This window comes from Streptomyces sp. NPDC002138, from assembly GCF_040296485.1.
Lineage (GTDB): Bacteria > Actinomycetota > Actinomycetes > Streptomycetales > Streptomycetaceae > Streptomyces.
Map to the genome: position 1 here is coordinate 24673 of NZ_JBEOXE010000031.1, position 13604 is coordinate 38276.

Here is a 13604-nt window from a genome sequence, read left to right on the forward strand (position 1 = left end):
CGGGCGAGCGTCTACTGGAAGCGCTCCCCGACGCCGGCGCCGTCCGAGCGGGCGCGGAGCATGCCGCTCTGGTCGCCGCCGTAGCCGACCTCGGCCGACACGTACTGGCCGTTGGCGGCCGAGCGGATGGTGTAGCCGGAACCGGAGCGCTCGATGGTGAACTGCTCCCAGGCGCCGATGGCGCCCGACCGGGCGCGGAGTTCACCGTACTGGCCGCCGGTGTAGCCGAGTTCGGCCGTGACGTAGTTGCCGTTGGCGGCCGACCGGATCGAGTAGAGGCCGTTCTTGTTGTTGCGGCACAGAGCGAACTGCTCCCAGGGGCCGACCCCGCCGGCGCGGGCGCGCAGCATGGCGTTCTGGTCGCCGGTGTAGCCGAGTTCGGCCGAGACGTACTTGCCGTTGGCCTGCGCCCGCAGGGAGATGGCCGTGGTCACGCAGGTGGTCTCGTCGGGGGCGATGCCACCCAGCAGGGTGTTCAGGTAGGTCTGGTACGACTGCAGCGTCTCGACGGCCTTGCCGAGCGTGGGGCGGGCGGCCGGGAGTTCGTTCCAGGTGAGCTCCCGCTGGTGTCCGTGCCGCCAGCCCCGGGTGTGCACCGGATCCGTGCGGGGGCCGTCGCCGTCGGGGCTCTTGGCGTCGATGTTCTGGCCGCTGTCCTGGTAGGACTGCAGGGCGGAGGCGTTCCAGCCCTCTACGCCGCCCCAGGAGAAGAGCTGCTGGTTGGGGGCGGGGTACAGCAGGTTCTGCATCACGACGGCGCCTTCGTTGCCGCCCAGGTAGCTCGCGACCTTCTGCTTCTGGGGGTTGAAGAGCAGGAACCGGCCGCGCTCGCCGATCTGGATCCACTGGCAGTAGAGGTTGGAGGCGTCGAACTGTTCGAGCCAGACGCTGTCGTCATCGGGACTGGCGCACAGGACCTGGTCGTTCCAGTTCCCGTTGGTGAGGAACACCGGGGTGAGCATCGGCTGTGTCTGTGTGGCTGCCGAGGCGGGGGTCGCGGACAGTCCGGCCAGGATGGCCAGCGCCGCGAGGAAGGCCACGGCCACGGACCGCAGGCTCCGTACAGCGGAACCGGCAGCTCCTAAGAAGCTATTCATGGGTCTGATGTCCTCAGCTGTTCGGGGTCAGCGCATAGCGAATGGTCTGGGTCTGGATGAGCCCGCGGCGGAAGACGAACGTGTCGACGCCGTGCCGTGCCTGGTTGGTGTCGGAGGCGGCGGACCACTCCAGGAAGAGGACGTCGCCTTCGAAGGTCTGGATCTTCAGGTCCCACTTGGCGTGGGGGAGGTCGGCGAAAAGCCGGGTGAAGCTCTCGCGAACGCCGTCCCTGCCGTGTTTGACGCCGTCCGGGGTGATGACAGCCGCGTCGGGGGCGTAGTTCGTGACGATCCGGTCGAGGTCCTCGGCGACGAGCGCCTGTCCGTGATCGCGGAAGATCTCTTGTGGGGTTCGGGCGGTTAGGTCGTTCACGGGCAACACCTTCCTGTGCTGGATGAGTGGGATGCTCTGCCCATCGGGCAGCACGCTGTGGACCCCCGTGCGAGCAAGCGACGGGAACCCGTAGAGAACCCCTGCCGCTTGATCGTGTACAGCAGAACATCGCGGCGGGTGGGGACACCAGGAAGGAAGAGGGGAAGGCCTACCGGAAGGAACACGGGAAGGCCACCGGACGGCGTTGTTCACTCCGAGATCGCTGGCGACGGGACTTGAGCGTCGCTCCCGGCCTCGACCGGGCCTGGCGGAACACCCCCGCATGGGCGGGTGCCTCCCCGATCTCGGTCCTGTCTCTTTGGCCGCCCACCTTGGGGCCCCGGGGTGCCGGCCGCCGCGGGACGGGGGCGGATGGCGGGTGTCAGCGTTGCAGCGCCGTACGGAGCGTGAGTCCGTGGTGGAGCCGGAGCCGGTGCAGTTCCCAGGAGGACAGGGGCGTCACCGTGACGGGGGCGCCGAGGATGAAGACCACCTGGGCGCCCGCCGGGACCTGGGCGTAGGCCCCGGTACCAGCAGCACAAAGCCGCGCCCGGCGGGGCGGCGGCTCGTGGGCGCAGGCGCGCTGGTCATGGGGTCATCGCACGATCCGCTGGCCCGCACGACACGACTGGGCGGAAGGCAGCTCCGGTCGGAGCCTCAAGACCATGTGGGGGCCGAGGGTGACAAGGCCGGGGCGGCGCATCCCGGCCGGGACTGCGTGGTGGTCAGCTGCGTCGCAGGACGGCCCAGGTGCCCCAGCCCGCTTCGGATTCCGTTGTCTCCCAGTGGCCCGGCAGCGCGTCGGCGACTTCTTCCGCCGACAGGTACAGCGGGCCGTCCTGGCCGAGCTGGTTGATCCACAGCAGTACGCCGTCCGGTGCCAGGACGCGGGCGGTCTCGGCGGGGAAGAGGAGCATGTCGATGGCGGCGATGGCGGCGATCGACTTGTCGGCCACGGGGAGTGCGCTCGCGTCGGCACGTATGCGGACAGGGGAGCGGGTGGTGGCTTGGCGGAGCATCTGCTCGGACAGGTCGAGGCTGATCACGCCGGGGAAGACGGATTCGAGATGAGACGTGAAGTGGCCTGTCCCGGAGCCGACTTCCAGGCAGCGGCCAGCCGGCAGTGGCCCGCCGCGGGTGAGGGCGTCGAGGAGCGGGTCGACGCGGCCGGTCGCCTGGGTCGTGTCCCAGTCTGCGGCGAGCTGGTCGAACAGCCCGCCGAGGAAGGCTGCTTCCCCGGCCCCCCACTGGCGTCGGCCGGCGGCCAGATCGTGGGCGAAGGCCCGAAACGCCTGCGCTGTGTCGTGTGGCGGCAGCGGTTTGCCGTCCGGGCTGGGCAGGATCCGCGGCAGGATGCGACTCATGGGACCAGCTGAGCACTCGCAGGGGGCTTCGGGATCGGCCTGGGGGTGGAAATCCCTCTCCACCCCCAAGCGGAGTGGTCAATGATTGCCCTCAGGGTGCTGGTGATTGCCCGGCTGGCTGCCGTGCCGCGCATGGCCCGTGCTGGGGCCGCCGTGTGCGTCGTGGCCGGTGCCGGGTGAGCCGCCCATCATGCGGAGCATGTCTCTTCCGCCGGTGCGGAAAAACCGGATCAGGAGCGCGGCGGCCAGGAGAAGGAAGACGATGTTGAGCCAGGTGGTGTAGTTCCACGTGATCCCTTCCATGGGGATCTTGGCGTCGGCCTGGTCGGGGATGAGGCCGAGGCCGCCGAAGGTGAACTCCACGATGTACCCGGCGATGACGGTGGCGAGGTAGAAGGTGCCCAGGAGGAAGAGGGCCATTTTCGGTCCGTAGTACTTCCGGTAGATGTTCAGGATCGGGAGGATCAGCAGGTCGGCGAAGATGAACGAGACGACGCCGCCGAAGCTGATGCCGCCCTTCCACAGCACGACGGCGAGCGGCACGTTGCCGATCGAGCAGACGAACGAGGCGATGGCGACCAGCGGGCCGATGATGGGGCCCCAGAGCTTGGACGCCAGCGGGTGGCCTTCGAAGAAGAACGTGCTCCAGAACGCGTCCGGGACCCAGGCGGCGATCGCGCCCGCGATGAGCAGGCCGATCACCAGGTCGCGCAGGACAGCCGCCCACTCCATGACGAAGACATGGCTCGTGGACGTGAAGCCCTCGCGGGACAGCAGGCGCCGGGTGAAGGAGCCCTCGCGCTTCACGGACATGTCCATCGCGGCGTGGCCCTCCATCGAGCCTGCCAGTCCGCGCTCCGCCTGCTCGCGGGCCTGGTGCAGGAGCTTGTCGCGCAGGAACAGCCGGAACAGCACGGCCAGGACGACGATCATGATGGGGCCGCCGACGAACTCCGCCGCGGTGAACTGCCAGCCCATCAGCAGGGCAAGGATCACCCCGAGCTCGACGACCAGGTTGGTGGAGGCGATCTCGAAGGCCATCGCGGCGGTGAAGTCCGCGCCCTTGCGGAACAGTGAGCGGGCCAGCGCGACGGCGGCGTAGGAGCAGGAGGAGGAAGCCGCGCCGAGACCGGCGGCGATGGCCAGGGTGCGGGGGCGGTCGTCGCCGAGCAGGGAAGCGACAGTGGATTTGCGGACGACGGCCTGGACGACCGCGGACAGGGCGAACCCCAGGATCAGGGCCCAGGTGATCTCCCAGGTCATGGAACCCGCGATCGACAATGCGTGCAGTACGGCGTGGATCATTCCTGAAGCCTTCCGAGAAGAGCACGGCATGGGGCCCACCGACACGTCGCACCCGCGCAGCATGGCGGGATGGGCGCGGGGCGCCACCCGGGTGGGTGGCACCCCGCAGGGTTCAGCCGACGTGGAGAGTCAGGGCCGCGGTGTGGAGCTTGCCGCCGGTCTGGAACTGCAGGAACAGCCGCCAGTTCCCCGAGGTCGGCAGCTCCGCGTTGAAGGACAGTTCCGGCCCGCCGTGACCGCCGTTGACCTTGGTGGTCGGGTGCAGGTGCGCGAACGCGGTGTCGCCCTCGTGGAAGGCCGTCAGGTGGGCGTACGTGTCCAGGTAGGGCTCAAGGTCGGTGACGGGCTTGCCGTCCTTGGTGACGGTGACCGTCAGCGGGTGCGCCATCCCGGCCATCGGCTCGCCCTTGACGGTGACGGTGTAGCCGTCGGCCTCGGTGGTCTGGGCGGCGGCCGGCAGCGGCGTCTTCGTCTCCGTGCCCGGGACGGTGACTGTGCGGGACAGAACGAACGCTGTTTCCTTGCCGACTCCGCTGTTGGGGGTGAAGGAGGCGAACATGCGCCACGCTCCGGGCGCGAGCGTGTCCAGGGCGGCCGTCCACGTGCCGTCGGCGGCCATGGTCGGGTGGATGTGCTGGAAGCCGGTCAGGTCGGAGCGGATGGCGTAGAAGTGCATCCGCTTGGTCTGGTCGACGGCGAAGGCGCTGACGGGCTTGCCGTCCGGGCCGGTGACGGCGAACCGGTAGGCGGCCGGCTTTCCTGCCATCAGGGTTGTGTCGGTGCTGGTGAGACGGTAGCCGTCCTTGGTGTCGGACAGGCCGTCGCCGGCAGCCATGTGGTCCATGCGGGGCATGTCACCCATGGACGGCGATGCCGTTGCCGAGACGGACGCGGACGGCTTGGCGCCGTGGTCCATGCCCGGCATCGAGGAGGATTCGTCGTTGGAGGAGCCGCAGGCGGTCAGCGTCAGCGCGAGCGCGGCTGCGGTACCGGCCGCCGCGAGGGCGCGACGGCGCACGGTGGGACGGGGGGAAGCGAACATGGTGGTGGTCTTTTCCGGGTGGGCGCACCACGCTGGGCGGGCGCGCGGAGGTGAGCTGGACACGTGCCGGGCCCGGGATACGTCCGGGTTCCGGCGGGGTCCTGTCAGGTCCGCGCGATACACACCTGGAGCAGCAGACTTCGTCCGCCCGACGGCGGCCCGCGGCGCCCCGTTCGGGCGGGCGCCAGGGTGCGGCCCGCCAGGAACAGGGCCGTGAGGATACTGGCGACGGCCAGCAGAGCGGGTGCCGGCAGCGGGGTCGTGTCGCGGGCGGGCGTCGAGACGCACGTTGTGCCGTCCATCGCCGCCGCGCCTGACGCATGCTGCGTGCCCGGATGCGCCGTCACTTGTCCTGCGGCGGACTGCACCGCGCCGAGATCGTGGGAGATCATCGCGCCTGGTGCGGGGACTTCGTGCATCCCAACGGGCGTGGACATCGCGCCGTGGCATCCTTCGGCGGCGGTGGCCGGTGCACCGTGCATGAGGAACAGGCCGAGCAGGACCGCGCACAGCGCCAGCAGTGGGGCGAGACCCCGCCTGCGTAGCTGTCCGCTGCCGGCCATCACTGCTTCCTTCCCCATGTGATCGAACGCGGCCGTTGCGTCGCCACGTCGCCTCGACCATACCCCGGCCCGGTACCTGGTGCCGGGGTATCAAAGCTGCTGTGTGACGTTGCCGACCCCTTCGGACGTGCAGACGTCGGACGTGAAAGCTGTCCCCGCGGGCGTACCGGCTGTGGCGCAACGTCGGGATCGGCGGGATCGGCGGGATCCTGCCGAGCGGGCTGGGGGACGAGAGCTGGCGCGGCCGGTGCTCGGGCCGGGATACCGCGTCACGCCGGCCGGGCTCTGTCACCTCACGCCCGACGATGGCCTTGAGGGGTCGGGGCCGGCTTCGAGGGTTCCGCCACACATCCAGTCCCGCCAGCACTCACATGTGCCTGGGCCCGGCCGTGGGCCTGTCAGTGCTGGACCCGGGCGATGAGGAGGGCGACGTCGTCGTGGTCGCCGGGGTGGCGCAGTGCCTGGAGGAGCATGTCGCAGGTCTCTTCCAGGGATCGCGGCGGCTTTGCGAGGAGGGCGAGGAGAGCGTTCAGACGTTCGTCGATGGCCGCGTCACGGGTTTCGACCAGGCCATCGGTATAGAAGACCAGTTGGTCGCCCGGATGCAGATCGAACGTGGTGGTGTGGAAGGGGACGTCGCCGACGCCCAGAGGGATTCCGGTGGGCAGTTCCAATAGTTCGGGTGGCCGTCCGGGGCGCATCAGCACGGGGGGCAGGTGCCCCGCGTTGGAGATGAGGCATTGGGCGTGGTGGGGGTCATAGACCGCGTAGACGCAGGTGGTGATGGTCTGCCCCATGGGGTCGGCCAGGCGGTCGAGGTGACGCAGTACCTGGGCGGGGTCGAGGTCGAGTTCGGCCAGCGTGCGGGTGGCGGTACGGAGCTGGCCCATCGTTGCGGCGGCGCTGATGCCGCTGCCCATGACGTCGCCGACGACGAGGGCGGTCTTGTCGTCCGTCAGGGGGATGACGTCGAACCAGTCGCCGCCGACCTCGTCCGCCGCTTGGGCGGGCTGATAGCGGTAGGCGATCTCCAGGCCGGGCGGGTCCGGTGGCTCCTGAGGGAGGAGGCTGCGCTGGAGGGTGAGGGCGGTGTTGCGTGCCTGCTGGTACCAGCGGGCATTGTCGATGCACACGGCGGCCCGCGCGGCCAGCTCGCTGGCCAGGACCTCATCGTCCGCGCTGAACGGCTCCGGATTGTGGAGGCGCTTGAGGTCGAGGGAGCCGAGGACTTCCCCGCGGGCGATGAGAGGCACGGCCAGGTAGGAGTGCAGTCCTGCGGCCGCCAGCGCCCTGGCGGCTTCGGGACTGCGGGCGATGCGGATCAGGTCATCGGCGTCTACGTGGGGCACGCGGACCGGGCGGCCGGTGTTCACGCACCGGGTGACCAGCCGGTCGGCGTCGTAGCGCGCCACCTCACCCGGCGGATCGGCCGCACCCACCGCCTCGCTGGGGTACGCGGCGGCCACGGCCAGGGCCCGGAATACCGCTGCCCCTTCGTGTACGGCAACGGCCGCACGACTGTGCAGGATGCTGTCGAGCACGTCCACCGCGGCCACGTCGGCCAGTTCCGGCACTGAGACCTCGGCGAGTTCGCGGGCGGTCTGGTCCAGGTCGAGCGTGGTCCCGATGCGCAGGGAGGCGTCGGCCACCAGCGCGAGACGCTGCCGGGCCCCGGCGGCCTCGGCCGTGGCGCGATGCCGATCACTGACGTCGACGACGGAGGTCGCGACCCCGAGCACCTTCCCGTTGGAACCCTCCAGCCGGTAGAAGGACACCGACCACACGTGCTCACGGTCCGGGTCGGCCGGGGTGTGCCCCGTGGACTCCCGGTCAAGAATCGGGATTCCGTCGGCCAGAACCTCGCGCATCGCGGCCTCGATGGCCTCGGCGTCCAAAAAGGGCAATGCCTCTCGGACGTTCCGGCCGACATGCTCGGAAGCCGGCAAGCCGTTGATGCGTTCCAGTGCCGGATTGACGGCCACGTACCGCAGGTCGGTGTCTATCACCGCCAGCCCTATCGGAGACTGCGAAATCAGCCGCGTGGACAGCGCCAGATCCTGCTCCACCCGCCGCAACGTCGCCTGGTCGGTGGCCAGGCCCAGGGCATAGACGCCATTCCGTCCGTCCTCCAGCCGCATGTTCCGGAACTCCACCAGGCTCGTGCCGCCATTCTTGTGCCGCACGGGAAACACGCCCGCCCAGCTTCCCCCGCCTGCCATGACGCGAGCGAACAGCTCGACCACCAGTTTCAGGTGCTGCTCGTGAACCAGCAGCCGACCAGCGAACCGGCCGAGTGCCTCGTCCGCGGTGTACCCGAACAGTTCCTCGGCCTGCGGGCTCCACAACGTGATCCGCCCCTCTGCGTCGAGCACCAGAGCGGCGACCTTCAGGACGTCCAGCAGGCCCCCCGGCTCGGGTGAACCGCCATCCGCGGACGGGCCGGGGTAGACCGGGAAGGACTCGGCTGCTCGCATCCTAGAGCTCCTTCCACACCCGCCACCGCTGGTGACCCCTACTCTCCGCCCTCAGCGGAGCCGGCGTCTGCCGGAGCGGCGCCGGCGCAGCGCGTGATCCTGTGCCCATCGGCGTCCACCACAGCGTGGGTGCATCGCTCACGGGTATCCGCTGACCGGGTCATCCTGAGTCCCGTGGGCCCGTACAGACCCGTTGGCTGCGCACTCCCAGCCTCCCCCCGGCCATCGATCGACACCAACCCAGGCGCACCGTTCCTGACCTCGGTTTGCCCGGTTCAGGCGGCCGCGTCCTGCGGCAGGCCGCGGGCGGTGACCACTCGGGCGCTGCCGTCCGCCAGCCGGTAGGAGAGGCCCACCACGGCTGTCCGTCCGTCGGCCACCTGGTCGGCGAGCACCCGGGAGCGGTCCAGGAGGAGGTCGACGGTGTGCCGTATGTGTTCGGCGATGATGTCGTCGTCCTCGGTGAGCCCCGCGGCCCGGGCGGCCAGGACACTGGGTGTCACGCGCTCGATGACATCGCGTACGTATCCGGTGGCGGCGACACCGTCGGTCAGGGCGGCGCGGGTGGCTGCGACCGCCCCGCACGTGTCGTGGCCCAGCACCACCACCAGCGGGCAGTCCAGCACGCTCACGCCGTACTCGATGCTGCCCAGCACCTCCGGTCCCGCCACGTGGCCTGCTGTACGGACGACGAACAGGTCACCCAGGCCCCGGTCGAAGATGATCTCGGCGGCGAGACGGGAATCGGAGCAGCCGAACAGTACGGCGAACGGGCGTTGAGCGGGCGCGGTCTCGGTGCGCCGCGCCGCGTCCTGGTTCGGGTGGCCAGGCGTGCCCGCGATGAACCGCTGGTTGCCGGCCAGCAGCAGTTCAAAGGCCTCGGACGGAGTCGGGAACATTGCGTCGGTCATGGCCGCAGGCTACGGCGCCGCAGCCCTCCACACCACGGGGTCCGCCAATGGACCGAGGATGCGCCGACTGCGGCTGAAACCGGAAGGTCACGGCTCCAGCAGGTCGGGGACGATCTTGCGCAGGTCCTCGACACTGATCGCTCCGGCACGCTTGAGTACCGGTACCCGGCCGGTGAGATCCACGATCGAAGATGCGACGGCCGCCTCGGTGGGCCCGCCGTCGAGATAGACGGCGACCGCATCGCCGAGCATGCCCTGGGCGGCACCACAGTCCTGCGGGGAGGGGTGACCGGTCAGGTTGGCGCTGGAGACAGCCATGGGCCCGGTCTCGGCGAGCAGGTCAAGCGCCACGGGATCGGAGGGCATCCGGACCGCGACCGTGCCGTGGGTCTCCCCGAGATCCCAGGTCAGCGACGGCCTGTGGCGCACCACGAGGGTCAGGCCGCCTGGCCAGAAGGCGTCCACCAGTGCCCGGCCTTGCTCGGGGAAGTCGGAAACAAGATCGGCAAGGGCATACGGGGAGGCGACCAGCACGGGGGAGGGCATGGCCCGGCCACGGCCCTTGGCCTCCAGGAGGCTCCGCACCGCGTCGCGGTCGAACGCGTCCGCACCGATGCCGTAGACGGTGTCCGTCGGCAGCACCACCAGCTCCCCTCGGCCCACCGCCAGAACCGCTGCACGCAGCCCCTCCGCCCGGCTCGACGCGGTAGAGCAGTCATAACGAAAGGCCATGGTCGTCCTTCATCCCGCCGGGCGCGCGGCCCGTACCCGCTGGCTTACCCTGGCACGCTACCGGGATGCCGGCCCCGCCCTCTCGTACGTGCCGCCCGGCAGATGGAGGACCACACTCCGGTTTCGGCCTCCGGACGCTTTCCCGTACCGCGGCTGTGCTGGCGTTTGCGGGCAGGCGGATTTGTCCGGCGGCCCCATCTGTGTGGTGCCGGACTTGCGTGCAGTAGTTGACTCGCTCGTAGGGGTGTTCGTAGGCGTGTTCGTAGTGGTGGCACGGGCGCCGGCGAGGGCGCTGATGAAGGCGAGCGCCGGCTGACCGGCTGTGAGTCGTGTCGGCGTCGTGTGGCGCAAGCGCAGGGCGCTGTGATCCGAGCACTGTGTGACGTCCAGGTGGCGTCCTCTCGTGCCGCGCCGGCTCAGTACGCGGCGGCTCAGTACGCGGCGGTTACCGCGCCGAGGCTCACCTGTGCTCACCGAGCCGCAGGTATCCCCGCAGGCCGCATTCCTCCCCACAGGTGGGCCGGTATTCCCACTGTCAGAGAAGGATGTTGAAGCCCTGCAAAGAGTCCTCTGTTCGCAGCCTCGAAGGCGTGTCGCAGTTGCGGAGATCGAGCATGTCCAGGAAGCGGGCAAGTTCGTCGATATCTGCCGCGTGCGCTGCCAGGACTCTCCTGGCAGCGCGACGCTCACGGTCGAGGTCATCGAGGGCGCCATCGTCGGGCACAGGGTCCATAACGGCTATCCGACCACCCCCGCGCACAATGCGCAGCCCGACGCTTGAGCTCGGCAGGGCAGGTCAGGCGGGTATGTCTGGGCGGCCGGTGGGTGTTCAGCGGCGTACGCGGGTGAGCTGGGTGTTCATTTCGGTCAGGAACCGGACCACGGTGTGCAGTTCGTCCGGGCTGAAGTGAGAGCGTGCGGCATCGGTGGACCGGGCCAGGGGCCGGAAGTACTCGCGTGCGGCCGCGCGGCCGGCGGGTGCGTAGTGGATGTGGACCACGCGCCGGTCATCGGCGGCTCTGGCCCTGTGGATGTGGCCGGCCTTTTCCAGCCTGTCCAGGCAGGCCGTCACGGCGCCGGTGGTCAGGTTCATGTGGGTGGCCAGCCGCCCTGGGGTGATGGGGCCGTCACCCTGTTCGGGGTCGGCGTCCAGGATCGCGATCAAGGCCTGGACGTCCGTCAGGTGCAGGCCCTGGGCCTGGGCGAATTCGTGGGCGATCCGATTGAACTCCGCGTTCATGGCCCGCAGCAGCACGGCGAAGGACTGCATCCCGATCGGGTCGTCGGACGGAAGAGCGGGGGGAGTGGTGCCGTCGCTGCGCATGCACACAGCATATGGTCTCTCAATGGTTGAGATACTTTCTCGCTGAGATGTTGAAGGGGTGTCCATGAGAGGCGCAAGGCGATGGGTCCGCTGGCTGGTGCCCGTGGTGCTGCTGGTGGTCTGGCTGGGGATCGGCGGTGCGCTCGGCCCCTACGCGGGGAAGCTGGGCGAGGTCTCGACGAACGACCAGGCCGCCTTCCTGCCGCGGAGCGCCGAGTCCACCAGGGTCCTCCAGGAGCGCAGGGCTTCCGAGCGGTCCGAGTCGGTACCCGCGATCATCGTCTGGCAGGCCCGGGACGGCGGGCAGGTCACCGAAGCCCGGCAGCAGGAGGCTACGCGGGCCATCGCTGCCCTGGCCGGGCAGCGCGGCGTACAGGCGCCGCCGTCGCCCGCCGTGCGCTCCGAGGACGGCCGGGCCCTGCAAGCCGTCGTCCCGCTCGCCCCCGACCTCGGTAAACAACTGCCGACCGTCCTGGAGGAGGTGAGGTCGGCCGCAGGCTCGGTGCCGGGACTGGGCGTGCAGATCGCGGGTCCCGCCGCCACGCAGGCCGATCTCGCGGATGCCTTCTCCGGCATCGACGGGCTCCTGCTGGGTGTCGCTCTCGGAGCCGTGCTGCTGATCCTGCTGCTCGTGTACCGCAGCCTGCTGCTCCCGCTGATGATCATCATCAGCGCGGTGTTCGCCCTCGGGCTGGCGTGCGCGGTCGTCTACGTACTGGCCGACCGCGGCCTCGTGCGCGTCGACGGTCAGGTCCAGGGAATCCTGTCCATTCTCGTCATCGGCGCCTCGACCGACTACGCGCTGCTGCTGGCCGCGCGGTTCCGGGAAGAACTCGCCGCGCGGGGGGACCGGACGGCCGCGGCGCTCGCCGCCGTCCGCCGCTCGGCGGGCGCGATCACCGCCAGCGCCGCGACCGTCGCCCTGGGCCTGCTCGCCCTGCTCGCCAGCGACCTGACCAACAACCGGGCTCTGGGCCCGGTCGGCGCCATCGGCATCGCCGCCTCCGTCCTCAGCACCATCACCTTCCTGCCCGCTGTTCTGGTCCTCCTCGGCCGCACCGCGTTCTGGCCCGCCACCCCCAAGCCCGGCGATGCCACGGCGCAGGGCCACACCGTGTGGCGCCGCATCGCAGCCGTCATCGACCGGGCACCCCGCCGCATCTGGGTCTCGACGACGCTGCTCCTGCTCGTCCTGGCCGCCTTCTCGCCGGCACTGTCCTCCAAGGGCGTGCCACTGGAGGAGATCTTCGTCAAGGACGCCCCCTCCGTCGCCGCGCAGAAGACCCTCGGCCGGCACTTCCCCGGTGGATCGGGCCAGCCCGTGGTGATCATCACGGACGCGGCGAAGGCATCCGCCGTCGAGGCCGTCGCCCGGGCCACGCAAGGCGTGGCCGCGGCCGCACCTGTCACCGCCTCGGGGCGGCCCGGTGGCGGCGAGCCGCCGGCCGTCGGCGGCCGGGTCCGTATCGACGCCACCCTGAAGTCCGCCGCCGACAGTGACGCCGCGAAGCAGACGGTCGCCGAACTGCGCGCACGCCTGCACGCCGTACCGGAGGCGGATGCGATCGTGGGCGGATACACAGCCCAGCAGTACGACACCGAGCGGACCGCGGCCCGCGACCGCACCGTCATCGTCCCGGTCGTCCTCGGCATCATCTTCCTCGTCCTCGTCCTGCTCCTGCGGTCCGTCCTCATCCCGGTGCTGCTCGTGGCCACCGTCGCGCTGAACTTCCTCGCCACCCTGGGCGTGTCCGCACTCGTCTTCGAGCACCTGCTGGGCTTCAGCGGCACGGACGCCTCCGTTCCCCTCTACGGCTTCGTCTTCCTCGTGGCGCTCGGCGTCGACTACAACATCTTCCTGATGTCGCGCGTCAGAGAGGAATCCCTCACCCATGGCGTCCGCCAGGGAGTACTACGCGGGCTGACCACGACCGGCGGCGTCATCACCTCGGCCGGGGTGGTCCTCGCGGCCACCTTCGCCGCGCTCATGGTCATCCCCCTCGCCTTCCTCGTCCAGATCGCCTTCATCGTCGCCTTCGGCGTCCTCCTCGACACCCTTGTCGTCCGCTCCCTCCTGGTCCCGGCAGTGGTCATCGACATCGGCCCCCGCAGTTGGTGGCCCAGCGCCCTGGCCCGCGTACAGCACTCGGACCCAGATGCCGGCGAACTGCCGCGCAAGCCGTAGCAAACGGCTGCCGAGCATAGTCAGGATGGTGATGCCGGCGATCAGGAAAGCGCTGCCAGCGGTGATGTTCACGATGCGGGTGCTGTTGCCGACCCGAGGCCGTCCCGGCCAGAAGCGGGATGCCGACAGACCGAGATCGCGGAAACGGGTGCGGATGCTGACCGACGGCCGTATCGCTCGGGCCGCAAGCTGCCCCGCCCGCCTCCCGCTCCACCGTCCTTGCTGCCGTAGGGC

General features: G+C 70.0%; 12 protein-coding genes. 2 read left to right on the top strand and 10 right to left on the bottom strand.

Translation table 11 applies throughout. The features are described 5' to 3' along the window. Positions 1–11: 11 nt before the first annotated feature. The 9 genes from ABT084_RS20890 to ABT084_RS20930 form a co-directional block, all read right to left on the bottom strand. The gene (locus tag ABT084_RS20890; protein WP_351045927.1) at positions 12–1046 is read right to left on the bottom strand and encodes a fascin domain-containing protein; all 1035 of its coding nucleotides are present in this window, start codon (positions 1044–1046) and stop codon (positions 12–14) included. A 64-nt stretch (positions 1047–1110) separates the two neighbouring features. Further along, positions 1111–1470: a nuclear transport factor 2 family protein gene (locus tag ABT084_RS20895; RefSeq protein WP_351045930.1), complete on the bottom strand. Its 360-nt coding sequence runs from the start codon at positions 1468–1470 to the stop codon at positions 1111–1113. Between the two features lie 725 nt (positions 1471–2195). Continuing rightward, the gene (locus ABT084_RS20900) at positions 2196–2834 is read right to left on the bottom strand and encodes a class I SAM-dependent methyltransferase (protein WP_351045933.1); all 639 of its coding nucleotides are present in this window, start codon (positions 2832–2834) and stop codon (positions 2196–2198) included. A 78-nt stretch (positions 2835–2912) separates the two neighbouring features. Further along, positions 2913–4136, bottom strand: a complete 1224-nt coding sequence (locus tag ABT084_RS20905) for a permease (protein WP_351046083.1) — start codon at positions 4134–4136, stop codon at positions 2913–2915. A 115-nt stretch (positions 4137–4251) separates the two neighbouring features. Beyond that, positions 4252–5181 carry a DUF8832 domain-containing protein gene (locus ABT084_RS20910; RefSeq protein ID WP_351045935.1) on the bottom strand — a complete coding sequence of 310 codons (930 nt, stop codon included), beginning with the start codon at positions 5179–5181 and terminating at the stop codon, positions 4252–4254. A 104-nt stretch (positions 5182–5285) separates the two neighbouring features. Then, a complete protein-coding gene (locus tag ABT084_RS20915) occupies positions 5286–5744 on the bottom strand; it encodes a hypothetical protein (protein WP_351045938.1) in 459 nt (152 codons plus the stop codon). A gap of 398 nt (positions 5745–6142) precedes the next feature. Further along, the gene (locus tag ABT084_RS20920; protein ID WP_351045941.1) at positions 6143–8218 is read right to left on the bottom strand and encodes a SpoIIE family protein phosphatase; all 2076 of its coding nucleotides are present in this window, start codon (positions 8216–8218) and stop codon (positions 6143–6145) included. A gap of 275 nt (positions 8219–8493) precedes the next feature. After that, positions 8494–9129 carry a carbonic anhydrase gene (locus tag ABT084_RS20925; protein WP_351045944.1) on the bottom strand — a complete coding sequence of 212 codons (636 nt, stop codon included), beginning with the start codon at positions 9127–9129 and terminating at the stop codon, positions 8494–8496. 87 nt (positions 9130–9216) lie between these two features. Further along, positions 9217–9861: an L-threonylcarbamoyladenylate synthase gene (locus ABT084_RS20930; protein WP_351045947.1), complete on the bottom strand. Its 645-nt coding sequence runs from the start codon at positions 9859–9861 to the stop codon at positions 9217–9219. A 466-nt stretch (positions 9862–10327) separates the two neighbouring features. Here ABT084_RS20930 and ABT084_RS20935 point away from each other — a divergent pair, with 466 nt between their 5' ends. Further along, entirely contained in the window at positions 10328–10642 is a 315-nt protein-coding gene (locus ABT084_RS20935; protein ID WP_351045950.1) for a hypothetical protein, read from the top strand. A 48-nt stretch (positions 10643–10690) separates the two neighbouring features. Here the strand turns inward: ABT084_RS20935 and ABT084_RS20940 are convergent, their stop codons facing one another. Further along, entirely contained in the window at positions 10691–11185 is a 495-nt protein-coding gene (locus ABT084_RS20940) for a MarR family winged helix-turn-helix transcriptional regulator (RefSeq protein WP_351045952.1), read from the bottom strand. A 64-nt stretch (positions 11186–11249) separates the two neighbouring features. Here ABT084_RS20940 and ABT084_RS20945 point away from each other — a divergent pair, with 64 nt between their 5' ends. Next, a complete protein-coding gene (locus tag ABT084_RS20945; RefSeq protein WP_351045954.1) occupies positions 11250–13370 on the top strand; it encodes an MMPL family transporter in 2121 nt (706 codons plus the stop codon). Positions 13371–13604: the final 234 nt, after the last annotated feature.